This is a genomic window from Coxiella endosymbiont of Ornithodoros maritimus, from assembly GCF_907164965.1.
In the GTDB taxonomy this organism is placed as follows: Bacteria; Pseudomonadota; Gammaproteobacteria; order Coxiellales; family Coxiellaceae; genus Coxiella.
In genome coordinates this window covers 1-25703 of record NZ_CAJRAM010000108.1, presented here as the reverse complement: position 1 = coordinate 25703, position 25703 = coordinate 1, and the positions used below count along the sequence as shown (strand labels likewise).

Below are 25703 nucleotides of genomic sequence, written 5' to 3'. Positions count from 1 at the left end.
AAAGCCGTGGTAAAAACCAATGAGGATTGTCAACGGGTACAGCGCAGCCGGGGGGGATTTAACGGCGCTGCCGGTTTATGCGAACGGGGAGGGACATTCATCAATTTCATCTGTTTCTGGCAAGTTGTTGGTGTTTATTGGGTTAGTTCCTCCACAACACGCGAGTGAGAATAAGGAGGTCTTGTCGCGGATTAGTAAACGCGGCAATGTGATGTTAAGGACGTTAAGGTAAAACCTGAGGTTGATGAGGCTAATTCATGCGGTGGCTCGGTGAAGCCGCATATACGTTCTTTTCGTCAAAACTGATTGTTGACAACAACCCTGGGGCCATATACGTATAGACCAAAGCAGAATACGGGAAAATAATGATCTCGTCTATCATCCCCGTATTTCACTGCGCTTCATACAGGCTATTTGTTGAAAACCTATACTTTTAATCGCACTCGCGTTTTCAAGGTTAGCCTTGCCATTCTCGCCTGCGCGGATACAGGTTTTAAGCTGTTTAGGTCTTTGCCACAGTGGGTAATGGGTAATGATATGGATTTTATAAACGCAAAATTTCCCCTGTTATTGCATCGCGTATGGGTGTGGGGCGATGGGTGTGGCCAAGGGGACCTTCTAAAATTTTATCGATTTTGTTGCCGAATACCATGCGAAGAATTTTTACATCGCGGATGGGAGGCTCCCCTTCTTGGTTGGCGCTGGTGGAAATTAAGGGGACTGCGAATCGTTGGCAAAGGAGTTTAGCAATGGGATGTGCGGTGACGCGGATAGCGATCGTTGAGTGTTGGCCGGTTATCCAATGAGGCACTTCTTTGCTGGCAGGAAAAGTCCAGGTGAAGGGCCCTGGCCATGTATGGAACACGCGCGCCAATGCTTTAGGATCGATGGGCTCGGTGAGCGGTTCGACTTGCTTCCATTCGGAAGCGATGAGAATGAACCCTTTTTTTATCGAGCGTTTTTTAATTGTTAGTAATTGAGCGACAGCATCGTGATTGAATGGGTCGCAGCCTAGACCGTAAACGGCTTCAGTGGGATAAGCGATTACTCCGCCTTGGCGTGAGCATTTAACCGCGTCGTTGATTGACTGGATATAATCGTCCATGTTTATAACTGAGTTTGTAGATTTTCATCCACCTTTTTTAGCGTTTCACGTTTTGCCATCCGTTGTTGCACTAACTTTTGTGCGATGGTTTTATCCTGGAGGGCGATAATTTGCGCGGCTAAGATGGCTGCATTTTTCGCACCCGCTTTTCCAATCGCTGTGCAAGCAACGGGAACACCGCCTGGCATTTGTACTGTTGATAATAATGCATCTAATCCGCCAAGACTGCCACCTGCCATTGGCACGCCGATTACTGGCTTGAGGGTATGTGCAGCAATGGTACCAGCGAGATGGGCGGCGAGGCCTGCGGCTGCGATGAAGACGACGCAGCCGCGGTTGTCAGCATTTTCTACGAATTTGACAGTTTCCTTGGGAGTGCGATGAGCGGAAAGAATATGAGCTTCAAAAGGAATACCCAACGATTTTAATTCGGTGAAAGCCGTTTCCATGGTGGTAAGATCGCTGTCGGAGGCCATTAAAATAGCCACTAAAATTTTGTTCATCGATTTATCTCCGTAGTTATTCGATAGTGATCGTATATTTTGAATTAATTAATCATTTTGCTACGAATCGGGCGGATTCTTTTAAAGCGGACATGCCATGCACTCATCCCTGAGAGTTGGGCTTGGCGGCTTACAGTCCGCTTAAAAAGGCCCACCACCCGCTTGATGGCTGTGCTTTTATTCATGCTTTAAAGGAAGATTAATTATTAAGTAATGATTCATCTCCATCATATGCTTCTACAAAGTTACAACTCTTTTGGGGGCATACTTTTTCTGTGCCGTGACTTTTTGTTGTTTTTATCGATAAAATAGGCCAGCTGCATTTGGGGCAGACTTCGGCAACGGGTTCGTTCCACATAGCGTAGTTGCAGTCGGAGTAACGGGCGCAGGAATAAAAAATTTTGCCGCGACGAGATTTGCGTTGTAGGATGGTGCCTTTTTTACATTTTGGACAAGTTACATTGGTGTCTTTTGGTTTTTCTAAGGGTTCCATGTATTTGCAATTAGGATAACCACTACAACCGATAAATTTTCCGTAACGCCCCATTTTTATAATTAAATTGGATTGACACTCTGGACACTGCCGCCCTTCGAATACGGATTGAGCTTCAGGCGCAGTTTCAGTGAGGTTGCGTGTATAATCACAATCGGGATAAGCCGTGCAACCGATAAAACGCCCGCGCTTACCTAGCCGGATGGATAATTGAGCGCTGCATTTTGGGCATTTTTCATCAATTTTTTCTTGCGTCACATCGCTACGTTTAACTGTTTTTTCTGTGAGGTCAACCAAATTTTTAAACGGTGACCAAAAGGTTTCTAAAACGGGAATCCACGTTTTTTCACCGCGGGCAATATCGTCGAGTTCGTCTTCTAATTTAGCGGTGAATGCATAATCAACGTATTTAGTAAAATAATGCGTAAGGAAACGGTTAACGATGCGGCCAACATCAGTGGCAATAAAACGTTTATTATCCACATCGACGTATTTACGGTTTTTCAAAGTCGCAATAATGCTGGCATAAGTAGAAGGTCGGCCGATGTCGTATTCCTCAAGCGCTTTTATTAAACTGGCTTCGGTGTAACGAGGTGGAGGTTCAGTGAAATGTTGCTCGCTTTTAATTTCATTAACATCAACGGTTTGACCTTCTTCCAACGATGGAAGCATTTTACTATCGCTTTCTTCTTTTTTCTTGTCATCGAAAGTTTCTTGATAAACCGAGATAAATCCTGGTCTTACAATGGTTGAACCGTTAGCCCGAAAAATCGCATTGGGAGCCTTTAAATCGACGGCCACGGTGTGTAAAGTCGATTCGATCATTTGACAGGCGATCGTTCGTTTCCAAATTAAGGTGTAAAGTTTTAATTGATTACTGTTTAAATATTCTTTTAAATTTTCGGGAGTGCGAAACGCCGAGGTAGGACGAATAGCTTCGTGCGCTTCTTGCGCATTTTTTGATTTGGTTTTATAAATCCATGTTTGTTCCGGTACATTTTCTTGGCCGTATTTTTCTTCGATTAATTGACGGATTTCTTGTAACGCTTCAGATGCAAGCCTGACAGAATCAGTTCGCATATAAGTGATTAAACCCATCGCGCCTTCTTCACCGAGATTAACGCCTTCATACAATTGTTGAGCGATTTGCATCGTTTTTGAAGCAGAAAAACCGAGTTTGCGTGCGGCTTCTTGTTGCATGGTTGAAGTAATAAAAGGGGACGCTGGATTTCGTTTTCGTTCGCGCTTAACGACTTTAGCAACTGTCAATTTTCCGTTGGCAGCTTGCGCAATGGAATCGCGTGTTTCGTGGGCTTGTCTTTCATTAACAATTGAAAACTGTTCGAGCTTTTCGCCTTGTAATTCGATTAAACGCGCGTCAAAAGACTGTTGTTGCGCGTGACAGTCAGCATGTATAGTCCAATATTCCTGACTTTTAAAATTCTCAATTTTAATTTCTCTTTCGACGATCAAACGAAGTGCGGGACTTTGTACGCGGCCGGCAGATAAACCGGGACGAATTTTTTTCCATAGCAATGGCGACAGATTAAAACCGACTAAATAATCCAATGCGCGTCGTGCTTGTTGTGCGTTCACGAGGTCCGTGGAAATATCGCGCGGATTTTCAATGGCATGTTGAACGGCTTTTTTGGTAATCTGATGGAAGATAACGCGTGAAAATTTTTTGCCTTTTAAACTATTACGGCTTTCCAGCATTTGTTTGACATGCCAGGCAATGGCCTCTCCTTCGCGATCGGGGTCGGTGGCGAGATATAAGTTATGGCAAGGTTTGAGCGCTTTGGCGATAGCATCCATGTGTCGAATATTTCGCTCAATGGCTTCATAATGCATTTTAAAATGATCGTCGGGATCGACGGTACCTTCTTTGGGAATAAGATCGCGCACGTGACCATAGGAAGCCATGACTTTAAAGTCTTTGCCTAAATACTTTTCTATCGTTTTCGCTTTGGCAGGCGATTCGACCACGACTAAAGATTTAACCATGATTAATGTACACCACCTACTGTGTTGTCATCAAGAACCAGCAGTTCCATGCTGGCTAGGGCTTCTTTCTCACTGAATTGATTAAAAAGAACCATTAAGGTCACCCATTTGAGAAGACTTACGTCAATTCCTTCACAGGAAAGTTCAAGGGCTTGATTGATAACGAGCTCTCGGGTGTGAGGGTTAAGTATCGCCTGTTGTTCCAAGGTGATTAGAAATCGCCGACACTCGATATCTAATAAGTCGCATTCGTAATCGCTGAAAACACGAAATGAGTTTTTTTTGGGGAGTTGCATGGGTTCGCGAGCTGAGTAGGAGAGGTTATTGAGCCAGCTCAAGGCTTGGTTGATGACAGTGCGGTGGAATCCGAGTTCTTCTAATTGGACCAGAAGTTTTTTTTCTCCTAAATCCAGGGTGCAATTTTCTTGCATATGGTTTTTAAATAAATACATTAATACGTTTAATACACTTTCGTCTTTCATCACTTCACTCGTATAACACCGCCAGGTGTTGATTTAAGGACCTTAGAATTCTATTCTTAACAATAACGAGGCTACGATGGAAGCCGAAAAGCCACTTCGAGCGATCAGTTGATCCATGGAAGTGACCTCAAATCCGATGCACTCTAACAGTTTGTGTTCATTCTTATCAAGTGTTTGAATTGGAGCGCTAGCACCCGTAGCCTTAGTAGCCCAATTCTGCAATAATATCCCCTATAGAATCAACTAGTTTAGCGCCCTCTTTGGTGAGAGCATGGCACCCCTGGGAAAGGGGATTTCGGATTGACTCTAGGATGGTGAAAACTTCTCAGTTCTGTTCGGCGGCTAATTTCGCGGTAACCAGGGAACCCGAGCCGACGAGGGTAGCTTCCACAACGAGCGTGCCGAGGCTTCTTAACCCACTGCTGATGTAAAAACACAAGCTTGAACGAGTTTCTCTGCCATTTCTTGTGCGATTTCGCGGCCGGTGACGGTCGGATTACGGCTACCAACGATGGCAAATTGTGGCTGATTTAATATTAAAGGATTCCGGATGATGTAGAGTTTTTTGGGCGGATTGCGGATTTCCTTCAATAAAGTAGGGTAAAGAGGGATGATCGAGCGCCAAAATATCGTGATTCGACGCTTTCGTCCATTCTGAATCTAATTGAGAATTAGGTATGGTGAGAAAAATAATAGTACATTGCAGGTGGGTTGCAATACAGTGACAATAAAAGGTTAGCCCGTATGCAGCGAAGCTGACGGATCGTTTAGGCAGGCACGTCATGAACTCGTCCTTGAGAGCTCGGAAGCCGCCGTCCGAGCAGCTTGCGGTCCGCCCAAACGATTCGTCGGCTTCCCTGGCCGTGTTTTTTTGGATGGGTTGATTTCAGCAAAAGCTCTTGGATTTTGCTTTCTTTATCCAAGGAAACTTAAAATTAATAAAAGTTGAGATTTCATGTCGCTTAAAATCGTTTTCGCCGGAACGCCACAATTTGCTGTCCCAACGCTTCGCGCGTTGATTGATTCTTCTCATCGCGTCTTAGCCGTATATACGCAACCAGATCGTCCTTCCGGGCGAGGGCAAAAAATCATTGAAAGTCCGGTTAAAGAAATAGCTAAACTAAATAAATTACCTGTTATCCAACCTTTTTTGTTACGGGATGAGATGGAGGAAAAAAAATTAATTGCAATGAATGCAGACGTAATGGTTGTGGTGGCGTACGGGTTGATATTGCCTAAGAAGGTATTAAATGCTTTCCGGTTAGGGTGTGTGAATGTTCATGCTTCATTGTTGCCTCGTTGGCGCGGTGCAGCTCCTATTCAGCGTGCTATTTTGGCGGCCGATCGGGAAACTGGGATTAGTATTATGCAAATGGATGAAGGGTTGGATACTGGCAATGTGCTTGCTAAAAGCGCGTGTGCTATTTCATCTGAAGATACTGCGGCTGATTTACATGACCGTCTTTCATTGATCGGTTCGGATTTGCTGTTGGAAACATTAGCTAAATTAGAAAAAGACGATATTCAATTAGAAAGACAAGACGAGGCATCGGCTAACTACGCATCGAAGATTCAAAAGCAAGAGGCGCTGATTGATTGGCAAAAATCGGCGGTGGAAATAGCGCAACAAGTGCGCGCATTTAATCCGACGCCCATCGCATTTACTTATTTTGAAGGTCAGGCGATGCGGATTTGGCGGGCGACGGTTGTCGATGAAAAAGTGGATTTTAAGCCAGGGGTTTTGGTTGACGCCGACAAGAAGGGTATTTCTATCTCAGCGGGGAGCGGCATTTTGCGGCTCCATCAGTTACAATTACCGGGTAAGCGGGTTTGTTCAACCGGCGATTTTATTAACGCCCATGGCTATAAATTAATTTCGGGTAAAACCGTTTTTGGTTGAGAGAAGATTAATATGTCGGATGAAGAAAAATTAATTATTTTAGATCGCGATGGTGTGATTAATTACGATTCGGAAAATTATATTAAAAATCCCGATGAATGGATTTCTATCCCTGGCAGTCTTTCTGCGATTGCCCGTTTGAATCAGGTTGGATACCAAGTTGTCATTGCTACGAATCAATCAGGCGTTGATCGCGGTTATTATTCGTTCGATATGCTCGAAGCGATTCATGAAAAAATGCGCCGTGAATTGGCGAAGGCGGGTGGTCGAGTGGCTGGTATTTATTTTTGTCCCCATACACCCCAAGCTAATTGCCCGTGTCGAAAACCTAAGCTAGGATTGCTGGATTTGATTGCTGAAGATTTCCCCCAAAAATTAAAGGGAAGTACATTGGTGGGGGATAGCTTGCGGGATATACAAGCCGCGAGAGCGGTGGGATGCCTGCCCGTTTTAGTAAAAACAGGTAACGGTGAAAAAACGGTAGCTAACGGCGAAGGGTTAGAAGATGTACCTATTTTTAAAGACTTAAGTGATTTCGTTAATGATTTCACCCGAAAATCGCCATAGTTTTCGACGACGATTTCTTCCCAATTCATATTACTGACTGCAGCTTGTGGAGGACCCTCCCATAACCATTCGTCCAAAATCATAATGGAATCGCGCTTTCCGCAGGCCACCAGCTCAACGTCTGTGTGGGAAAGATTTTTCACTCATTCTGTTAATTGAAACTCTTCCGCTTTCTTACACACGCTCTCGCAAAAAAATACACCTTGCACTTTGCCTGGTACAGTACCGTGAGTGCAAGTTTCGTTTTGTTCCTTCTGTGTCACATGCAATCCCTAAACGGATATTTTAACATAGTCGCTCCCAAAAGGAAGATAGTAGAATTAGGGGTTTGAACTAGCCTCCTTGCACAATTTGTAGTTTGATTTGATCATTTATGTTCCTTCTTTGATTGTTTATAATGGTTCAAATTAGAGAACGTAAGAGCCTCACGGTAATCGGGTCACAGTTTGAGCAAAGGATGCGGCCCCTGCATGGGGCAGCAGGCACGATATACCAGTACGCGTCATCCCCCCGTCTTGGCCGTGAAAGTACTGCATTCTTTAACAACCTCGAGGACGGTTTTGCGGGAGAAAAATAGGTTGATCATGATAAACAAAAATCAAAGTAAATTGAAATTACCTAACGGGGGCGATCGGTTGTTGTTGCATTCTTGTTGTGCGCCTTGCGCGGGCGCTATTATGGAAAAATTGGCGGCGTCGGGAATTGATTTTACCATTTTCTTTTATAATCCCAATATTCATCCCGAAAAGGAATATCTGATTCGAAAGAATGAAAATATTCGTTTCGCCGAAAAGCTTGGCGTTCCTTTTGTCGATGTAGATTACGATCGCGATAATTGGTTGGCGCGAGCGAAAGGGATGGAATACGAGCCCGAGCAGGGGTCGCGTTGTACGATGTGTTTTGATATGCGTTTTGAGCGCACAGCGCTCTATGCTTATGAAAATGGTTTTCCCATTATTTCAAGTACTCTTGGAATTTCGCGTTGGAAGAACATGGATCAAATCAATGAATGCGCCGTTCGAGCGGCGAATAAATACCCTAATATGTTTTATTGGACTTTAAATTGGCGCAAGCAAGGCGGTTCGCAACGCATGATTGAATTATCCAAAGAAGAGAATTTTTATCAACAAGAATATTGTGGCTGCATTTATTCTTTGCGAGACACCAATCGCTGGCGTCTTAAAAATGGACGTTCGCGTGTTGAAATCGGTCTGAAATTTTATGGGAAAAACGAACCCTCGAAAATTAGCCAATGATTATTACTTTAATTGCCGCGATGGATAAAAATCGACTGATTGGTCGGAATAACGAGCTGCCGTGGCATTTGCCTCCCGATTTAGCCCATTTTAAATCGATTACGCTTGGCAAGTCGATTGTGATGGGCAGACGAACTTTTGATAGCATTGGGAAACCTTTGCCTCACCGCCGAAATATTGTCATTACGCAGCAAAAAAATTTAATTATTGGGGGTTGTTATATTTTCTATTCTTTAGATGACGCACTGAGCGCACTGACCAATGAGCTCGAAGTAATAATCATCGGTGGCGCTCGCATTTTCAAAGAGGCGTTGCCGAAGGCCGATAAAATGATCTTGACTATCATCGATCATTCTTTTGAAGGCGATGTTTATTTTCCTAAATGGAACGATAAAGAATGGAAAATTACCTCACAAATTAAACACGAACGGGAGGAAAAAAATCCTTATCCTTTTCAGTTTTTAGAATTAAAACGGTTATACGGAAGAAATTTTTAACTGAATTATACGCTCTAAAATTGTTATCGATCTAGTTTGGAATATTTTTCTTACTGAGTATTGTTAGGCTTTTCAGCATTCTCGTTAAATAATGAATTAGGAGAATTAGAAGCTGATGCTTGATTCTCGCTGACGTTACTTGCTTCTTCACTCTCAATTTCTATTTCCGAACCAACCGCCTCAGAATCAATTTCTACAGCATTTTTTTCAGGGAAACACTTTGCGTTGTTTATCGTGTCAATTAATTTTGTAGAGCTAATGTTGCAAGCGGCTACCGCCATGCCAACAAATAAGCTGATAATAATAGGATTCAAATTTGAAGCAATACAAGCGACAAAAACTATTTGCCATATAGCGCCCGCAACGGCGCCGATGGTGCTGTTTAAACCGAGGGTGCCTGAATAAGTTTTTTTAAAAATTTTTCCACTGACCACGCATCAAAGCTAACTTTCCAAACTCGATAAGGTTAAACTGAGTTAACCCTTCAAGTAAACTGGTGAATACACTGGCGAAGTAAGCCGCTTTTGGGCATGACATTTTCAGTTTATCTCGTCCCAGGTTTATACTCCGAGTTGCTGACCGCGATCCCAGGTATAAATAGCCAGTGATAAGGCGATGGTATAGATAAGCGCATCTTTCATTAGTTCGGGTTCTTTTTTCCATTTATACAAACCGATAAGGAAAAAAATTATAGCTGGCAGGAATGTCGCCCAAATTTGCTGACCAAACTATTGGCTATTTACATCGTAATTTTCATCATTAGTTTCTCGTAATAACCAATTCATGGATTCGCAAGAGAAATAAGTCCAAATACAATCCCGAAAAAAATTTAAAAAAACTTGCAGGCTCAAGCTTTTATTATTTTCATAGACATCAAGGGTTGAGTTCCATATCGGCCGAGATCTGGTCGTATTAATAGTTTCCGGGTTCAATTCCGGTTCAACGGTCACCACGGTTTCAATTTCGTTATTTCTTTGATCTTGGTCGACAACGGCTTGAAGAGAGGTAGAAGCTTGAATAGATGATATCGAATTTCATTTTGAGAGCGAGATATATTTCATTCCTCTTAATTTTATCAATAAATAAAATTTTAGAAAATATAATTATAGTTATTAATGGTAAAGCAAAATCACAATTCATAGAATCATAAAAATTAAAGAAAAAACATTTCTTTTCAGTTTTTAGAATTAAAGCTGTTATAGTGAAATCGTGCAGCAATAATGACTAAGGAATTATCTAAGATTTTATAGACTAATCGATGTTCTTGATCGAGCCGTCTAGACCAATATCCTTGTAGTTCAAATGTCAAAGGCTCGGGCATAGCATCCTTAATTAGTTCATTAACTCGGTAAAGCATTTTTTATCTAATTTTTGCCAGTATAAATAATCTTCCCAGGCTTCCGGCGTGAAGGAAATTTGTATTAATCTTCCATTAATTTCTTTTTTTGCGTTTTGCCGTGTTTTAAGCGGCAAATAGATTCACAAAGGTGGGTGTGGCATTAGCTTCATTACTGAGCAGATAGGTCGTTTCTTTCAGAGCCTCAAAATCGCGTAAAGAGAGGATGACCATGGTTTCTTTATTAGGCCGTCTAATAATGGCGGGCTCGTGTTGATCGGCGGAAAGATCCAAGATTTTCTTTAGTTTGGCCCTAATTTCGGTGAAGGTTACTATGTGTACAGAGAATCTTATATTTAAAGTACTTAAATAAGTGGGTATTAACGTGAAAATTCGTTGCGTCAATAGGGGAGAGTTACATCCGCAACGCGGACTGGCAGGGCACGGAAAAGCGTTCTTTGGTTTTTAAGTTTATCGCAGTGAGCCTATAACCCCAGGTACAGCCAGTGTCGAGAGCGTGAGTATGTGGGGCGGTGGATTGACCGTTTAAAGCGGCCCAGTGACCAAAAGCAATATCCACATTATCTTCTTGGGGCTTGCGCCATTCGAACCAAGGTCTAAAGCGTGAAGGCTCTTGGCTGGTTTTTCCTTCGGATTCCAGGTCAAGACGGCCTTTGACATCACAAAAACGCATACGAGTGAATGCATTGCAAATGTAACGCAACCGATTTTGTCCTTCGAGATGCTCTTTCCATTGGGAGGGTTCATTGCCGAATAAATTTTTCAAAAAAGCGAGGTAATGAGGCCCTTTTAAAGCGGTGGAAATTTCCTCAGCACGGAGGATACTTTCTCTAACGTTCCACTGTGGCGGTAATCCAGCGTGAACTAACACGGCAGAAAGCGATTTTTCATAACGGATAAGGGGGCAGTGGCGTAACCATTCTAATAATTCTAATTTATCAGGTGATTGTAAAACGGTGTGTAAAGTATGTTCGTAAGAATCTTCGGGCATTAAACCGTAGCCCAAAATTAATAAGCATAAATCATGATTGCCAAGAACAATCAGGGGGGAAGACAATGATTTGAGAAAACGCAACACTTCCAAAGAATTCGGGCCGCGATTAACTAAATCTCCCACGAACCCGAGGCGATCTTTAGTCGAATCAAATTCGATAAGCTCCAATAATTCTTTCAACTCGCGATAGCACCCTTGAACATCGCCGATGATATATGTATTACCTGGATATTTTAAATCCACCTTTTCGCGGGAAGTGATAGCCTGAACATCCATTCCATTCTCTCGTTAATCGACTTGCATCTGCTCGCGAAGAGGTGAAGTTTCATTTGTCAGGTGGAAATAAAGCTCCGTTGCCGTGTTATGAAATAAGGCTTGAAGAAAAGACATCCGCGTGGTGTAGTCTTTGTAATCTTTCACGCCAAATTCTCGCTCGAGCACGATCCGTAAATTAGCAGTGCCATCCACAACGCCCAGTTGGGCTGCTTCTTTGCCTGTCCAAAAATCCCCAGAAAAGATTTCTTGACGATCACCGTGTAACCGATTCCCACGCCCCTGAATAACTTGGTCAATAAAATTTTGGTGCACTTTGGCCAATATTTTGTTTATTTTTTCAACATCTTCGGGCTTCACCGGTTGAAAAGGATCAAGACGGTCTTTATGATCGCCGGCTACAAACAAACGGCGAGTTATCCCGACTTTTTTTAAAGTGTCTACAAACCCAAAACCACCCATGATCACACCGATTGAGCCCGTTAACGTATCGTTGTTAACGTAGATTTTGTCTGCCCCCGTGGAAACTAAATATGCACCAGAAGCCAATTCGTCTTCTCCAACGGCCACTACTTTTTTATGATATTGTTTTTTTAATTCGATGATTTTATCGCGAATGATCGAGGCCTGAACGGGACTTCCGCCGGGAGAGTTAATTAACAAAATCACGCCTTTAGAATTTTTGTCTGCAAAGGCTTTGCTTAATTCAGGGACAACACGAAGCGCAGAAAAGGTCGTGTTCGACATGATTGTCCCATTCATTCTCACTAATGACACATAAGCGCCATCACCCCGCTGCGCTTCTAATTCCGACGCAGAAGGCGCGAAAATTAATATGGCGAATAACAATAAAATAAACATCCAACCCACAAACCGAACATTCCGCCATCGACGCTCAGCGCGGCGGTCATCGAGGATAGCTTTAACCAACGTATTTTCAACTGATTCATCATTCATCAAATTGTTTCCATTAGTGAATTATCATTAGGTTACGAGAAAGAATGCGCCAACGCAATATGTTCAAAAACGATATGTTAGTTTGAGGGTCAGGGCGTATAAAAATGGAACGTAATTAATCGCAGGGGTATAAACTGCTTTTCCGTAACCAGCATAATATTGAAAACCGAGTTCGAGCATTATGTGTTCTTTAAATATTCGATTAAGGCCTACCCCAAAAGTAGGGTTGATATGACTGCCGTTTACGAGAAAATCATGTCGATGGATGAATGCAGCGCTTGCATTAGCAAAAGCGCGAATTCCCGATTATCCTAATTGAACCATGAATTTTCCAACAAAATTGTAAGCATAGGTAAGAGATCGCATAGGGGAAGTAAGCCTAAACCGTACTTCATAAACATTCAGATCCTCAAAAAAATGCTTGTGGTGGGAAAACGAGTATAGTTCAACTCAAAAGCAAAGAGAGGTTGAACTTCATATCCGGCTACAAACCCGTAGATTAAACCTCGATCTTTTGCAACAATTGGCGCTGAGGTGGTGAGTAGAGTCATGTCATCTGGTGTGTTCCTCTTGCAACGAGTTGACTCCAGTCAGTACTTCCATAACCGAGGCTGATGGCAATGTAAAATGGATGAGCATTCCAAATGAAGGGGAAACAATTTGTCTCAGTGAGATGTGCCGGAGCGGCAGAATTTATTAAAAATAAAATAATTAAAAAAAGAATGAAACTAATTTTTAATGCATAGCGAACCTTGGATTAATGCCCTATCCCGTCAAAACCTCAGCAATCAAGCATTGCTAGGGCTTTGATTTTTTTTCCTATTCGATACTGCATTTTGCATAATTTTCATTCCAATATTGCAAATCTCCTGCACATTCACTCACGCTCACGGGGGGTTATACTTTTCACATATCTTCGAATAGGTGTATCCCATATGGAGCATGGCATTAAGGTTAGTGTAAATGTGAGGGACCGTACAATTGCCTATGCCATGCTATTGGCATCCTGTCACTAACGCTGGCGTGAAACAATGGCAAAAAGGTTTGTTTTCAGGATCATCAGGAGGAAGACTTGGATTAGGAATGCCGCATGCGCTTGCTGGAGGAAACGAATTTTTTAATAGTTGATTGAAAGGATTATTAAATGCCATTCCCTATAGCGAAAAAATGCTTAAAGAAAAAGTAATAAGGGTTGATAAAATCAATTTTTTCATTACAAAGCTCCTTTATAAAAATTAAGTTTATTAAAGTTAAGAGAATAGGTGAAAATAAGGAAAAGCTATATTTTACAATGCGGTTCCATTACTCGATTTCCCTATTGTTTCCCTTGTTCATTAACGGTCGTACCATACCTTAAAACGTAAAGTAAATCATCAATTCAGATCAGAATTAATTTTATTCCTTCATCCGCACCGCAAGCACATCGCAAGGTGCTACATTTAAATGGCGTTGGCTCGGGAGCCTAATAACTTATCCAGGCCGTGGTGGTCATGGGTGCCTACGAGACGATGAGGTCGATCTTTAATTTTTCGACCAGTTCGATCACCATGTGTTTTACCACACCGCTTAATGTGTGTTGTCTTTCAGAGGGGACCTTCACGGTATGCCAAAGTTCAGCCAATGCTTTTCGGGTGTCGGATTCGATCGTTTGTTCTAAGTTCACGTTAATTGGAATAGAAAATTCACCGCCGCAATCAACGGGTGAATGTTCTATTACATGAACGACATCTAGTGTGGCGTTATTACTTGCCGCAACTTCGGCGGCGCGGTCGATGACTTCTTGACTGCGTGGAGAAAGGTCGATGGTGGCTAATATATGTTTGTAGTGCATCTCGGAACAGGCTCCCAGTTCGTCTTTAGTTTAACATATCACTGATTTTAACAAAATCTTGTACTGTTAATTCTTGAGGCCGTAATTGTGGGTTAATTTCAAGCAACCGCCACTGCGACGGGTTTATTAATTTTTTAAGCGCATTACCAACCGTTTTTCGACGGTAGCTAAAAGATTCTTTCACAATATGACTCAGTTGATCCAAATTTTTGGCGACTGGCGTAAAATTGCGGCGAGGGATCAAGCGGATAATAGCCGACTCCACTTGGGGCGGTGGGGTAAGTGCTTGAGGTGATACGGTGAAGAGATAAGTGTTGTCGCAAAAATATTGAGCCATTACACTGAGGTGCCCGTAATCGTGACTCCCCACCTCAGCCGTAATTCGCCCGACCACTTCTTTTTGTAGCATAAAATGCATGTCTTCAATGCAATGTATTTGAGAAAACAAATGAAAAAGCAGGGGCGTTGAAATGTTATAAGGTAAATTGCCGACAACACGAAGGGGCTTATCTGTTTTTAGGGATAAAAAATTAAATTGTAAGGCATCATTTTGATGAATCGTTATGTTTTTTTGCTGATTATATTTCTTTTGCAAAAAAGCAACCAAGTCCCGATCAATCTCAATCAAAACTAAATTACCGCATTCCGTTAATAAATAATTCGTCAAAGCTCCACGACCCGGTCCAATTTCCACGAGAGTATCCGTCTTTTTGGGATGGACCGCACTGACGATTTTTTGCAAAACAAAGGAATCATGGAGAAAGTGCTGAGCAAAACGCTTGCGCACCGGCATTTTTTTCATCAGACACCCTTGCCAAACAAATGGTGCAATTGATTAATCAAATGAAATGGTAGTGATAATTGATAGTTGACACGCTTTCTGGTCGGTGTTTTTGTATTTACTCGTACCTGAGTGGGTAAATTGCCATTAATACAAACGGCCCGATCTAACTGTTTTTGCTCCATAAGCACATGTAAAGACTGCAAGATGCTTGTACTGCCTGATTTTATCTCAATGGGAATAACCTGTTCAAAGTTAAGTTCAATTAAAGGTTTTTTTTGAGAAACGTAAACCGCCGAACCAGCGCGGTCTTGCCAAGTTGGCAAGACCGCGGATGATCAACGGTTTGCGCTGTTTTGCAGTTAGCCACTCGTCGAGCAATTTAAGTGCATTTCTTTCGATAAACAATTTTGTCCCACTCTTAGAATAGAATTACCCGCATAACGGCTTTAATTACCCACTTGTGGATAATGATAGGGTCCCAAGTAAAATACACTTTCTTCAGTGGGTCGTCAAAAGAACTGGTTTTAGTAGGAAACTTATAAAAAGAACCGGTTCTTTTATGGAAGAGTAGCCGCTAATTTGACAGCGGCTAGTAGACTACTTTCATCGGCACGGTCGGTGCCGGCGAGGTCAAAAGCAGTACCGTGATCGACAGAGGTCCGAAGGAAAGGGAGACCCAAGGTTACGTTGACGGCCTGGCCGAATCCAAGTGCTTTAACAACGGGCAGACCTTGGTCGTGGTATAGCGCTAAAATAGCATCAGCGTGATGACTATGACTGGGCGTAAAGGCGGTGTCGGCAGGAAGGGGACCGGTTAATAAAAAACCTTCAGTGTTTAGTGCCTTAACGACGGGCTCAATGACGTTAATTTCTTCTTTCCCCAAGTAACCATTTTCACCGGCATGAGGGTTTAAGCCACAAATTATAATGCGGGGATTCGGGATGGAAAAGTATTTTTGTAATCCTTTTTGCAAAATTTGAATGGATTCTTTTAGTGTCGAAGGGGCTAATGAGGAAGGGACATCAGCCAATGGTATATGAGTGGTATATAAAGCGACTTTCAATTTATTTGTTACAAAAAGCATAACGGTTCGTTGAACGCCAGCGAGCTTGGCAAGCCACTCGGTATGGCCGGTAAAAGCGATACCCGCTTTGTTTATAACCGCTTTACTCACCGGCCCCGTGACCATTGCTTTATGATCATTGCGCTGACAACCCGTTGCAGCGATGTGCAAAGTTTCTAATATATATTCAGCGTTAGCGGGATTGGGTTTTCCGATTAGGCAGGGTTTTTTTAAAGGTACATGCTGTATAACTAAGTTTGATGGAAGCGTAAGCCCTAGCTTGTTAGCGCGATTTGCTAATAAATCCTGATCGGCAATAACGTAGAGCGGAACAGAAAGATTATGCTGTGCCAATTTTATTAAAATATCAGGCCCAATGCCTGCGGGGTCGCCGAGCGTAATCGCAATCGATTTCATTAAGAATCAGCATAAATATGAATATAAGCGGAACTACGCAATTGAGTCAGCCATTTTTGCAACGCTTTTTCCACTTTTTGTTGGTAAACGATTTGTTGGATTTGTTGATCGCTAACAATGTTTTTAGCCTCTTTATCCAGTAACTTGATAATATGAAAACCATTGGACGCTTGAACGGGACCAGTCACCTCGTTCGGCTTCATTTTCAATACAGTCTTAACGAACACTTGGGGCAGCTCATTAACAGAACGCCAGCCAAGATCGGCACTGCCAGGGTGCATTTTCATTCCTGTTTCAAAGCTTGAACCTTTTTGTAATTGCTTTAAAACCAGAGCGGCTTTACCCTTGGCATGATTAATTTGTGCTTGGGTGGCGAAAGCTGGTAAGGGAATAAGTATAGTCGCGATGTGATATTCCGTTGAGGCAATTTGCCCGGCATGTTGTTTTTGAAAAGCCGCGATATCAGATTTATTGATCGAAATAGTGTCTTGCAACGCTTGATGCTGCAACTTTGAAATGATTAATTGTTTTTGCAATTGATCACGAAATTCCTTATAAGAAATTCCTTCCTGAGTTAATTTTTGCTTGGTGGCGGTTTGTGATAAATGATTGGCTTCGGATATACGCACAACCGCCGCATTTATTTCACTGTTGGTGACTTTAATTTGATTGTGTTTGGCAACCTGTAATTGTAATTTTTGATCAATTAATTGATCGAGCACTTGCTTTTTAAATGTTTTCTGATCAGGCAGCGAAATTTGACGCTGCATGAATTGTTGCTTTGCAGCCGTTAACGCGTGATTGAGTGCACTTTGAGTAATAATTTCATCATTAACCACGGCTACTATTTGGTCCAAAGATTGTTCGTGGGTGGCGTTTGGGGCCGGCAAAGTCGATTGTGCAAAAGCGCCGATACTCGTGACGCTCAAAATAATTACCATTGAAGTTAATATTTTTTTCCACATAATGACTACCTCACATCATTAGAAACACGACTATTCATCGCATCCAACAAAGTTACTGTTGAAATGGGAGCCGTCCCTAAATTACCCAACCCTTTTAACTGGAGTTCAAACCCGTAAGCCGTGTCGTACTGCCTTTGTAGAGCTCCATTGGGATTGACTTTCAAACCCGCATAAGTGCGGCATATGCTGAAACTTAATGCCCAGCAACAAGTGTTATATTGTACACCGATTGAATAGACATCGGTATGGTGTTGGGTAATATTGTAATCCCAATAGCCGACAGCACTCCACTTTTTAAACAACGGCCAGGCCCCCGAAGAGATCACGTGGTTGGTGTTTTGACTGTATGCGTTCCCTGGAACAATGATTGGCGTGGATGTGACAATGGAATCTTCATTCCCGCGGACAAATAGATAACGAATACCGGCTTTTTCCCCCTCATTGTTATAGGCTAATTCAACGGAAGTGTTATTCGTTTGCCCCCAATTGGGATCCCACGCTAAGCTGCCAGTAAAAGACCAATAAGGGAAAGGATAAAAAGTAAGTTCGCCGATGATTGGCGAATAATGATAATTAGTCGGGACGCATTCCGGAGTGAGACAAACACGTTGGTTTTCAAGGTAATAAATAAATCCGACATTGGCCGTTAAAATAGGACTACCATTTTTGGCATCTAAAACTCGTGAAGTGAGCGCAAAACTCGCTTGATTAGCATTTTGCAAACGATCGTTGCCCGTAAACTGGTTTAAGGCAAATAATTGTTCAAAAGAGAACGGCAATAAGACCGTATCAAAGTTAGGGAAACGATCTTGATTTTGATAGGGGACGTACAAATAGAAAAATCGGGGTTCGAGTGTTTGAATAAAGGACCGATGACCGAGATGGAAACTGCAATCAAAATAAAGTCCTGAATCGATATCGAAAATTGGTAACAAACGGCTGGAAGTGTGTGCTTGTCCGGGCTGAAAATGCGTGATGTTATAGGCAGTGGCGTCCGCCCATAGTTGAGGAATGATGTAGCCGGAACTGAAATAAAACGGAAAACTAATACCTGGTCGCATATGAAACCGTTGTCCTCTTGGCTTATCAGGGACGAAGTCGCTACGATAGTCGAAGTTAACGGCCTCAGCGTTAAAGTTAAAATCCACATCTCCAACGATGTCAGGGTAATAACCTGTAACGTTGAAATCGGGTAACCGGGAATATTGATCTAGTGCCGGAGTTGTCCATTGACTAATTAGGTGAAGCGTTTGATACGCTTGTAACATTCCCATAAATTGCCAACGCAGTCCATTGTATTGTAAATCAATCTGATTAAGCAATTGGTTGGCAAGAGAACTGCCGCCCAGCCGCCTGCCAAGATCTTGAAAAAAATAAGGGTCAGTGACGTAATTTAAAATAACCCGTGAAGACCATTCGGAATTAAAAAGCGTGGTTTCATTCATCGAAAAAAAGACGCGCTGATTTTTAATTTTTTTGAGTTTATCCACATACGGAATAAAAGCATGGTGTTTCGCTAAAACGGGCGGCGGAAATTTACTAAGGGTGGCTTCTCGAAACTGCTGAAACACTTTGTCATTAGGGAGGTATTTTAAATAAATATTTCCACTGTTTTTGGTGATTAAAAAACGAAAAAGACTCTGCAAATTAAGCCCGCGTTCAGATATAAACTCGGGGGTTAGTGTTAAATCGTAATTGGGCGCCATGTTCCAATAAAAAGGCAAAGCAAAAAACCAACCCGAGCTCGAGCTATGCCCCACGTACGGGATTAAAAAACCCGTTTTCCGATAATTATCAATGGGGAAATTAAAATAAGGAAAATAAAAAATAGGCACCCTGCCGATATGCAAAAGCATATTATAAGCTTCGCCTCGATGAGTATTTCTGTTTAAGACAAGCGTTGTTGCGTTCATTGACCACGCTGGAGCTGTCGGCTTACAAGTGCTGTAAGTAGCATGACGCAAGGTGATTACGTTCGATGCGTCGCGTACGGTGTGTTTGGCAACGCCCCACACATCGAAGGGATATTTAAATTTATAAAAGTAAGGCTCCCCGCTATAGATGTGGTAAGCCGCATTCATTAGTGTCGCGGTTTTGGGATAAAGCGTCAGTGTTCCTTTATCGGCGACAACACATTTGTCCGCTTCGTGCAAGCGGACATGGCCAATCAAAATAATTTTAGTTACATGACCTGTTCTGCTGTCTCGATAAATATAGACTTTATCAGCTTTTACAATACGACTGGGTTGGGTGACGACAACATCTTTGCGTAAGATAGAAACGCCTTGAGCCGTGACCATGGAGGTTCCTTTGGCCGTGACGATAATAGTGGGATCTTTTGTTGTTGGTCCGGGGTGGGGGTGTTTGGTAAGTATCAATGGTTCTTTGAAGTAACCTCCACAAATGAGATTGGGTGCGGGGACCCAGCCGAGTAAATGAGCGACATACTGGTAAAAATGTCGATACGACAAACTGGTGGGTAGAGTCTCTGAGGCGCGTTGTTTTCTATCGGTAGTTTTGATAGCTTTAGCCATGCTTGCTGTCACAGCACTGCTCAGTTGCTGGAAACCACATAACAGCAAAACCAGACAATAAAAAATAAATGATTTTCCCTGCTTCATTGCGAAATTTCTTTTATTCGATGTTGGTTGGAGAATGGTAACCTCTATGAAGGGATTTGGCTACGAGGAGTTCCCGTTGAACGGCTGTGTATGATGAAAGAGCGTATTGAAAATCGTTGTCAAGAATTGGAAAGCTGGTTAAATACTGTATTGGAACAGCCATTTAAACGTCTTTCGCTTTTGCCTGGGGATGCCAGTGTGCGCCGTTACTTTCGTGTTTATTGTAAAGACATTACTTATGTCACTATGGATGCCTCATTACAAAAAGAATCTTGTGAGGCATTTATTGCTATTGCAAAAGCGTTTTACAAATTGGGTTTAAATGTTCCTGTTATTTATGCTGAAGATAAGAAACAGGGATTTTTGTTATTAACGGATTTTGGCGATCAATTATATGCGCACGCACTTAATAAAAAAACGGCCGATGAATTGTATCGACGTGCTTTTAATGATCTTTTGCGCATTCAATCGTGCCAAAAAATTGAAGACTATGATTTACCCGAATTTACGGCTGATCTTTATTATCAAGAGATGTCGTGGTTTCACGATTGGTATCTCAAAAGATATTTGAAGACTCCCTTGTCTTTAAAAGAAGAGGAAACGCTAGAGAATGTTTTTCAGTTGTTAATTAAAACAGCATCATCCCAGCCGAAAATTTGCACCCATCGTGACTATCATTCGCGCAATTTGCTTGTGGTTGCTAACCACCATCAACCTGGTATCCTAGATTTCCAGGATGCGTTGTATGGACCAGTGACTTACGATTTACTTTCTCTGTTGCGAGATTGCTATATCGATTGGCCGATTGATCAGGTAAAGACGTGGGTGTTCGCTTACCAACGCCAGGCTTGTCAAGCGGGGTTGTTAGAGGAGAAAGATGAAAAGGAGTTTCTTCGCTGGTTTGATTGGATTGGGTTGCAGCGCCATTTAAAATGTATTGGTCTTTTCGCTCGATTAAATGAACGGGATGGGAAGCCCTTATATTTGCAATATATTCCCAGAGTGATGCGATACGCTTGGGCCGTGTGCGAACGATATTCTGAACTTAAGGGACTAAAATCATTACTTGAAAAGAGATAATTATAATGAAAGCAATGATATTGGCAGCTGGACGAGGATCTCGCTTAAAACCATTGACTGATACGCTTCCTAAACCTTTATTATCCATCGGTTCTGAAAATTTAATTGAACACAATGTAAAGGTGTTGAAGCAAGCCGGAATTCATGAGGTTATTATTAATATTTCTCACCATGCCGAACAAATAGTGAGTTATTTGGGTGATGGTAAGCGATATGGTGTAACCTTTCGTTATTCTTATGAAAGAGATCGCTTATTGGGGACAGGGGGTGGAATTTTTCAAGCATTGCCTTTGTTGGGAAATGAACCATTTGTTGTGATGAGCGCAGATATTTGGTCCGATTTTCCATTTGATCGTCCTTTTGTAGAAGCTAATAATGAGGCCCATCTTATTTTCGTTGAAAATCCGAACTACCATCCAGTCGGGGATTATGCACTATCCAATGAAAGTAAAGTGATTTTCGAGGGTCCTAAGTTTACCTATGGAAATATTGCAAAGCTTCATCCTAAATTATTCGCTAATTGTCAGCCTGGAACTTTCCCCTTATCCCAACTGTTCAACGAAGCCATTTCGCGTGGAACAGTTAGTGGAGAGTTGTATCGAGGGAGATGGTTTAACGTTGGCACGATAGAGGAACTAGAACGTTTAAGGAAAGCGATCGGTTAGCCACTTTCCGATCGCCTCGATTTCGTCCTGACACACTTGATGTTCCATCGAATACTCATGCCATTCCACGGGATAGCCTAATTCTTTTAAAAGATGAGCGGCTTGCTTCCCCAAAATTATGGGTAATACAGGATCAGCACTGCCATGGGCTATAAAGATAGGGATAGATCGATTGGCCGCACTACTTTCTTTTGTCAGATGATTGGCTAACGGAAGATAGGTTGATAACGCGATGATGCCCGCTAAGGGTTTTAAATAGCAAAGCCCAGTATACAAACTCATGGCGCCCCCTTGCGAAAATCCCGCTAAAACAATTCGATCGCTTGGGATTCCGGATAAAATTTCTTGCTCAACCAATCGATTAATCGATTGCTGTGTTTGGGCAATACCATTTTTATCTTCGCGTGATAGATCCTCGAAACTGTAAATATCATACCAAGCTCGCATTTGCATATTCGCATTCACCGTAATGGGCCGAATCGGTGCATGAGGAAACAAAAATCGCAAATGCAAATTCTCCGGCAACCCCAATCGCGGCATAATATCTGCAAAATCATACCCATCAGCCCCCAGCCCATGCAACCAGATGATACTTCCAACGGCGGGCTTAGCGGAAGGGATGGTTATGCTTTCTAATGGTGGTTTCATTTCAGATGCTCACTTTTTTCAATTTGGAGGGATTTTAAACCTAATTTTCGAAAAAAGATAAAGCGCTCAAGGAAAAATTTTATAGAAATAAATATCATATAATTTTCTTTTATTAAAAAAGTGGATAGAATAATGATTCGCGCTGTGATAGACTGAATTAGTAGACCTTGATAGCTTCCAACCAGACTCAGTGAAGGAATTAATATATTTAGCAAAAGGAGAAATGTTGCGATCAGTGAGGGTAAAAAAACTTGCTCTTTGGGTTAAAGGGTTCTTGCGCAAAGAAAAAAGGACGAGGAGCCATTAAGTGTTTCTGATATAGGGAAGGTAAAGAACAACATCAAAAGAGGATGTCATTATTAAAGCGGTGTTACGTGGGAGAGTTATATCCAGAGATTTATTTTAACGTGGCGGGAGTTGGAAATCGCTGTCTTGGTGATCCAGGGGTGGCGTTATGGATCGATTTCAGAGCATTTATTTTCAGAGCATTTATCTTTATCAATTTGAACCGTTGAATTCTATGTTCAAACATTAGATTAAAATTTAATTGTAAAAATAAAAAAAGTGTTGATTGCAGCTTTAAAGAAGTTGGAGCTGAATCGTTGTTTGTCCTTTTGATTCAGAATAAGCAAGCTTGATTAAAAAGCATCCTGCCCAGTCAAGTTGAGTAATGTCAAGTTGAGTAATCATTTAAAAGTATACATTTTCTCTTAGTCTTAGTTCGTTTCCTTTGAGAATGGCAAACAAAAATGATTATGAAGGACGGCATTGCAACAGTCACTTGGCAGAACCTTCGTACTGCTGTTTATAGGGTCAATCCTAGGCTTGCTAAAGCTATTGACACCAGCTTGACTCCAACAATCAGTTTTCGCTGTATAAATTAAGTTACCCGTTTGAGGCTATTCTTATCAAAGAAGGATTATTTCATCTTCCCCTTGAGGGGGGTGAACTTGTTCCCGTCAGTCACCGAGATGTTAACAAAAAAATTCGTTCCGACCTTTCATATGCGGAAAATGAATTGTCCGCAGCAATTATCTTAAAGAATTCATACGAAGTCTTTATTAATACTCCTCGTTATACGTTGCCAATAGTTGTTTTAACGCTGGGGACTTTTTCTGCTTTATGGAGACAATTAGATCTTCGTCCAACCTTGCCATTCGATTAAGGTTTTTAGCCATTCGATTAAGGTTTTTAGCGTGACTGCCGGCGCTCGCAGCATTTTTATGTTGGCAAATATCGGTGACGCTACATTCCATAAAAACTTAAAGAGAGATTTCAACGTTAATTCTCTAGCGCCCAAAAATTTAGTTGACCAATGGGAAACTTTTAAGGCTATCGCTGAACACGAAAAATCTAAATGGAGTTTAGTGTTGATAATGTCGGGTGTGTGGATTGAAAAAATGAGAAAAGATCCGCGATGGCAAGAGTTCTATTCAATATTACAAGAGTTCTATTCAATATTACTTGAAAACTCTTGGATTGCTTCTAGCTATGAGCGAAATCAAATGTTTTATCAATATGCGTTTCTCGCGCACAAGATCACCATAACTTAAAACCAAATCCGTATTTAGCAGATACTGCTCCACCTTTTTTTCCACTAATGTTTGGCGTATTATCTGGCTTTAGGCTTGCTACTGATAATTCTATGGGTCCTCATAGAGTTGATACAAAAAATCTATGTAGCAAGTTATAGTCTAAAAAAATGTGCGCCTATTCTTCTACATCCCGCTCATTTCAATTTAAAGGGTGAAGTTTGAGCTCCCGGTTACTATTCTTTACAATTTCCTACAACCCTTCAATTTTCGCCAAGATCCAGGAAAATGTCAACAACTCTCTATGACCTTAGAGAATTAATATATTATGGATATCTTTTTAGAGGAACTCGTTAATAAAAGGTTAAATTTAGATGGAACGATTGCGGATAAAATACCTCAGTTTGTTAATTACGAGTATTTTCATAGCAAGCCTGACCCGCATGCAGCTATTCATTTAACAGATGAAATGATTATTAATTATCGTAATCTAACGAATTCGTTGTATCCCTATTCCTCTACTGAATTCGCCAGTAATGGAACCTTTCTTAGAGGATGTTGTCAGGATATCGCAAAAGAATGGTTAGTCGTTATAGCATGCTCATCATTCAAGACACAGTGGTGTGCGAGGACGCATTGATATATCATTTCGTCATGAAAAAATTATTATTAATAATAAGCCTTACTTTTTTCATGGGTGGGTGTGGTTCGAAAGGGGCTTTATATTTACCGTCGGGGGCGGCCCAGAGTCAAGAGTTGGATTCCAATGAAAGTTAACTTTACTAAGATGCAGGGATCGGGCAATGATTTTGTGGTCATTGATGCCACAGAAAACTCTTTTCAATTAACGACATCGCAAATTCAAAAAATGGCAAATCGGCGGTTTGGGGTAGGTTTTAATCAATTATTAGTGATCGAACCGCCCAAAAATGATTCAGTTGATTTTCATTTTCGGATCTTTAATTCCGATGGAAGTGAGGTAGGGCAATGTGGGAATGGCGCTCGTTGTATTGCGCTTTTCATCCGAGCTCATCAATTAAGCGATCGAGAAGAGCTGCGCATTTCTACCCTCAACGAGGTATTAGAATTGAAAATCCAACCCGATGGTAAAGTATCCGTAAAAATGGGCGTTCCGCGCTTTGAGCCTACAGAAATTCCTTTTATCGCCTCCGGTGTAGCCAATTTCTATGACGTTGCTCTGGATAATCAAATAGTAAGGCTGGGTGTAGTCAATATCGGAAATCCCCATGCGATAATTCCGGTAGAACGTATCAATGCCAAAGAGGTAAGTAAGGTTGGAGCCCGTTTAAGTGTGCATGAGTGTTTTCCGGAAGGTGCCAACGTAGGTTTTATGCAAGTCATCGATCCTCAAAATATTCGACTGCGCGTTTACGAACGGGGGACGGGTGAAACCTTGGCTTGTGGCAGTAATGCTTGCGCCGCCGTAGCGGTAGGACGTCGTTGTGGACTGCTCCAAGAGCGCGTGGTCGTTAGTCAACCTGGGGGGAGCCTCACCATCGATTGGCAAGGACCGCTAACTCCGGTCACAATGACAGGGCCTGCAACCACCGTTTTTTGTGGTGAGTGGCTGGATTAGTCGCCGTGTACTACCCTTAAAATAATCTTAAGGAAGATTAAGAGCATTATTTTTTCCTCTATACATGACGAAAGCAGTTCAGTTGATGAAATAGTGAGAAAAGCTGCTGAG

General features: G+C 41.9%; 20 protein-coding genes and 8 pseudogenes. 10 read left to right on the top strand and 18 right to left on the bottom strand.

Features of this window, described 5'->3' with window-relative positions; all coding sequences use genetic code 11:
- Positions 1 to 226 (top strand): annotated as a pseudogene (locus OWO34_RS09110) (transposase); the annotation flags it as partial.
- A 318-nt stretch (positions 227 to 544) separates the two neighbouring features.
- On the opposite strand, the gene OWO34_RS09105 reads toward OWO34_RS09110, so the two are convergent.
- The 5 genes and pseudogenes from OWO34_RS09105 to OWO34_RS09085 form a co-directional block, all read right to left on the bottom strand.
- Positions 545 to 1105: an L-threonylcarbamoyladenylate synthase gene (locus tag OWO34_RS09105; protein WP_267257267.1), complete on the bottom strand. Its 561-nt coding sequence runs from the start codon at positions 1103 to 1105 to the stop codon at positions 545 to 547.
- Between the two features lie 2 nt (positions 1106 to 1107).
- Positions 1108 to 1608 carry a 5-(carboxyamino)imidazole ribonucleotide mutase gene (gene purE / locus OWO34_RS09100; protein WP_267257266.1) on the bottom strand — a complete coding sequence of 167 codons (501 nt, stop codon included), beginning with the start codon at positions 1606 to 1608 and terminating at the stop codon, positions 1108 to 1110.
- 199 nt (positions 1609 to 1807) lie between these two features.
- A complete protein-coding gene (topA, locus tag OWO34_RS09095; protein WP_267257265.1) occupies positions 1808 to 4105 on the bottom strand; it encodes a type I DNA topoisomerase in 2298 nt (765 codons plus the stop codon).
- 2 nt (positions 4106 to 4107) lie between these two features.
- The gene (locus OWO34_RS09090) at positions 4108 to 4590 is read right to left on the bottom strand and encodes a DUF494 domain-containing protein (protein ID WP_267257264.1); all 483 of its coding nucleotides are present in this window, start codon (positions 4588 to 4590) and stop codon (positions 4108 to 4110) included.
- A pseudogene (locus tag OWO34_RS09085) lies at positions 4587 to 5304 on the bottom strand (DNA-processing protein DprA). The gene OWO34_RS09090 and the pseudogene OWO34_RS09085 overlap by 4 nt, the downstream one beginning before the upstream one ends.
- A gap of 238 nt (positions 5305 to 5542) precedes the next feature.
- On the opposite strand from OWO34_RS09085, the gene fmt reads away from it, so the two are divergent.
- Positions 5543 to 6487 carry a methionyl-tRNA formyltransferase gene (fmt, locus tag OWO34_RS09080; protein WP_267257263.1) on the top strand — a complete coding sequence of 315 codons (945 nt, stop codon included), beginning with the start codon at positions 5543 to 5545 and terminating at the stop codon, positions 6485 to 6487.
- A gap of 12 nt (positions 6488 to 6499) precedes the next feature.
- Positions 6500 to 7054 (top strand): D-glycero-beta-D-manno-heptose 1,7-bisphosphate 7-phosphatase, encoded by a 555-nt coding sequence (gmhB, locus tag OWO34_RS09075; protein ID WP_267257262.1) that lies wholly within the window; start codon positions 6500 to 6502, stop codon positions 7052 to 7054.
- Here gmhB and OWO34_RS09070 read toward each other — a convergent pair.
- A pseudogene (locus OWO34_RS09070) lies at positions 7033 to 7317 on the bottom strand (acylphosphatase); the annotation flags it as partial. The gene gmhB and the pseudogene OWO34_RS09070 overlap by 22 nt on opposite strands.
- Before the next feature lie 183 nt (positions 7318 to 7500).
- On the opposite strand from OWO34_RS09070, the pseudogene OWO34_RS09065 reads away from it, so the two are divergent.
- A pseudogene (locus tag OWO34_RS09065) lies at positions 7501 to 8310 on the top strand (epoxyqueuosine reductase QueH).
- Positions 8307 to 8807: a dihydrofolate reductase gene (locus tag OWO34_RS09060; protein WP_267257261.1), complete on the top strand. Its 501-nt coding sequence runs from the start codon at positions 8307 to 8309 to the stop codon at positions 8805 to 8807. The pseudogene OWO34_RS09065 and the gene OWO34_RS09060 overlap by 4 nt, the downstream one beginning before the upstream one ends.
- 50 nt (positions 8808 to 8857) lie before the next feature.
- On the opposite strand, the gene OWO34_RS09055 is transcribed toward OWO34_RS09060, so the two are convergent.
- The 11 genes and pseudogenes from OWO34_RS09055 to OWO34_RS09005 all read right to left on the bottom strand — a co-directional run bounded on the left by OWO34_RS09055 (position 8858) and on the right by OWO34_RS09005 (position 20070).
- Complete coding sequence (locus OWO34_RS09055) at positions 8858 to 9241, bottom strand: hypothetical protein (protein WP_267257260.1); 384 nt, start codon at positions 9239 to 9241, stop codon at positions 8858 to 8860.
- A 740-nt stretch (positions 9242 to 9981) separates the two neighbouring features.
- Positions 9982 to 10229 (bottom strand): annotated as a pseudogene (locus tag OWO34_RS09050) (Txe/YoeB family addiction module toxin).
- Positions 10229 to 10497: pseudogene (locus OWO34_RS09045) on the bottom strand (type II toxin-antitoxin system Phd/YefM family antitoxin). Before OWO34_RS09045 ends, OWO34_RS09050 begins: the two co-directional pseudogenes overlap by 1 nt.
- Before the next feature lie 61 nt (positions 10498 to 10558).
- Positions 10559 to 11434, bottom strand: a complete 876-nt coding sequence (locus OWO34_RS09040; protein ID WP_267257259.1) for a symmetrical bis(5'-nucleosyl)-tetraphosphatase — start codon at positions 11432 to 11434, stop codon at positions 10559 to 10561.
- A gap of 12 nt (positions 11435 to 11446) precedes the next feature.
- Positions 11447 to 12388, bottom strand: coding sequence for a S49 family peptidase (locus tag OWO34_RS09035; RefSeq protein WP_267257258.1), 942 nt, complete (start codon positions 12386 to 12388; stop codon positions 11447 to 11449).
- Between the two features lie 1395 nt (positions 12389 to 13783).
- Positions 13784 to 14219 (bottom strand): annotated as a pseudogene (locus tag OWO34_RS09030) (universal stress protein).
- A gap of 25 nt (positions 14220 to 14244) precedes the next feature.
- Positions 14245 to 15021, bottom strand: a complete 777-nt coding sequence (gene rsmA / locus OWO34_RS09025) for a 16S rRNA (adenine(1518)-N(6)/adenine(1519)-N(6))-dimethyltransferase RsmA (RefSeq protein ID WP_267257257.1) — start codon at positions 15019 to 15021, stop codon at positions 14245 to 14247.
- Entirely contained in the window at positions 15021 to 15326 is a 306-nt protein-coding gene (locus tag OWO34_RS09020) for a hypothetical protein (protein WP_267257256.1), read from the bottom strand. Before OWO34_RS09020 ends, rsmA begins: the two co-directional genes overlap by 1 nt.
- A gap of 234 nt (positions 15327 to 15560) precedes the next feature.
- The gene (gene pdxA / locus OWO34_RS09015) at positions 15561 to 16484 is read right to left on the bottom strand and encodes a 4-hydroxythreonine-4-phosphate dehydrogenase PdxA (protein WP_267257255.1); all 924 of its coding nucleotides are present in this window, start codon (positions 16482 to 16484) and stop codon (positions 15561 to 15563) included.
- The gene (locus tag OWO34_RS09010; protein ID WP_267257254.1) at positions 16484 to 17449 is read right to left on the bottom strand and encodes a SurA N-terminal domain-containing protein; all 966 of its coding nucleotides are present in this window, start codon (positions 17447 to 17449) and stop codon (positions 16484 to 16486) included. Before OWO34_RS09010 ends, pdxA begins: the two co-directional genes overlap by 1 nt.
- A gap of 5 nt (positions 17450 to 17454) precedes the next feature.
- Complete coding sequence (locus OWO34_RS09005) at positions 17455 to 20070, bottom strand: LPS-assembly protein LptD (protein ID WP_267257253.1); 2616 nt, start codon at positions 20068 to 20070, stop codon at positions 17455 to 17457.
- Here OWO34_RS09005 and OWO34_RS09000 point away from each other — a divergent pair.
- Positions 20052 to 21150: pseudogene (locus OWO34_RS09000) on the top strand (aminoglycoside phosphotransferase family protein). The gene OWO34_RS09005 and the pseudogene OWO34_RS09000 overlap by 19 nt on opposite strands.
- Positions 21151 to 21155: 5 nt before the next feature.
- Positions 21156 to 21815: an N-acetylmuramate alpha-1-phosphate uridylyltransferase MurU gene (gene murU, locus OWO34_RS08995; RefSeq protein WP_267257252.1), complete on the top strand. Its 660-nt coding sequence runs from the start codon at positions 21156 to 21158 to the stop codon at positions 21813 to 21815.
- Here the strand turns inward: murU and OWO34_RS08990 are convergent.
- Complete coding sequence (locus tag OWO34_RS08990; protein WP_267257251.1) at positions 21795 to 22463, bottom strand: alpha/beta hydrolase; 669 nt, start codon at positions 22461 to 22463, stop codon at positions 21795 to 21797. The genes murU and OWO34_RS08990 overlap by 21 nt on opposite strands.
- Positions 22464 to 23659: 1196 nt before the next feature.
- On the opposite strand from OWO34_RS08990, the gene OWO34_RS08985 reads away from it, so the two are divergent.
- The 3 genes from OWO34_RS08985 to dapF all read left to right on the top strand — a co-directional run bounded on the left by OWO34_RS08985 (position 23660) and on the right by dapF (position 25592).
- Positions 23660 to 24016 carry a hypothetical protein gene (locus tag OWO34_RS08985; protein ID WP_267257250.1) on the top strand — a complete coding sequence of 119 codons (357 nt, stop codon included), beginning with the start codon at positions 23660 to 23662 and terminating at the stop codon, positions 24014 to 24016.
- Positions 24017 to 24550: 534 nt separating this feature from the next.
- On the top strand, positions 24551 to 24772 hold the full coding sequence (gene lptM / locus OWO34_RS08980) for an LPS translocon maturation chaperone LptM (RefSeq protein WP_407647536.1): 222 nt from the start codon (positions 24551 to 24553) through the stop codon (positions 24770 to 24772).
- A complete protein-coding gene (dapF, locus tag OWO34_RS08975) occupies positions 24762 to 25592 on the top strand; it encodes a diaminopimelate epimerase (RefSeq protein ID WP_267257249.1) in 831 nt (276 codons plus the stop codon). Before lptM ends, dapF begins: the two co-directional genes overlap by 11 nt.
- Positions 25593 to 25703 lie beyond the last annotated feature (111 nt).

Excerpts from the sequence above, each read along its gene's own strand:
- murU (WP_267257252.1), top strand. The coding sequence starts at position 21,156 with ATGAAAGCAATGATATTGGCAGCTGGACGAGGATCTCGCTTAAAACCA.
- fmt (WP_267257263.1), top strand. The coding sequence starts at position 5,543 with ATGTCGCTTAAAATCGTTTTCGCCGGAACGCCACAATTTGCTGTCCCA.
- OWO34_RS09035 (WP_267257258.1), bottom strand. The coding sequence starts at position 12,388 with ATGAATGATGAATCAGTTGAAAATACGTTGGTTAAAGCTATCCTCGAT.
- OWO34_RS09040 (WP_267257259.1), bottom strand. The coding sequence starts at position 11,434 with ATGGATGTTCAGGCTATCACTTCCCGCGAAAAGGTGGATTTAAAATAT.
- OWO34_RS09105 (WP_267257267.1), bottom strand. The coding sequence starts at position 1,105 with ATGGACGATTATATCCAGTCAATCAACGACGCGGTTAAATGCTCACGC.
- pdxA (WP_267257255.1), bottom strand. The coding sequence starts at position 16,484 with ATGAAATCGATTGCGATTACGCTCGGCGACCCCGCAGGCATTGGGCCT.
- lptM (WP_407647536.1), top strand. The coding sequence starts at position 24,551 with ATGTTGTCAGGATATCGCAAAAGAATGGTTAGTCGTTATAGCATGCTC.
- rsmA (WP_267257257.1), bottom strand. The coding sequence starts at position 15,021 with ATGAAAAAAATGCCGGTGCGCAAGCGTTTTGCTCAGCACTTTCTCCAT.
- OWO34_RS09010 (WP_267257254.1), bottom strand. The coding sequence starts at position 17,449 with ATGTGGAAAAAAATATTAACTTCAATGGTAATTATTTTGAGCGTCACG.
- OWO34_RS09005 (WP_267257253.1), bottom strand. The coding sequence starts at position 20,070 with ATGAAGCAGGGAAAATCATTTATTTTTTATTGTCTGGTTTTGCTGTTA.
- topA (WP_267257265.1), bottom strand. The coding sequence starts at position 4,105 with ATGGTTAAATCTTTAGTCGTGGTCGAATCGCCTGCCAAAGCGAAAACG.
- dapF (WP_267257249.1), top strand. The coding sequence starts at position 24,762 with ATGAAAGTTAACTTTACTAAGATGCAGGGATCGGGCAATGATTTTGTG.
- gmhB (WP_267257262.1), top strand. The coding sequence starts at position 6,500 with ATGTCGGATGAAGAAAAATTAATTATTTTAGATCGCGATGGTGTGATT.
- purE (WP_267257266.1), bottom strand. The coding sequence starts at position 1,608 with ATGAACAAAATTTTAGTGGCTATTTTAATGGCCTCCGACAGCGATCTT.
- OWO34_RS08990 (WP_267257251.1), bottom strand. The coding sequence starts at position 22,463 with ATGAAACCACCATTAGAAAGCATAACCATCCCTTCCGCTAAGCCCGCC.
- OWO34_RS09060 (WP_267257261.1), top strand. The coding sequence starts at position 8,307 with ATGATTATTACTTTAATTGCCGCGATGGATAAAAATCGACTGATTGGT.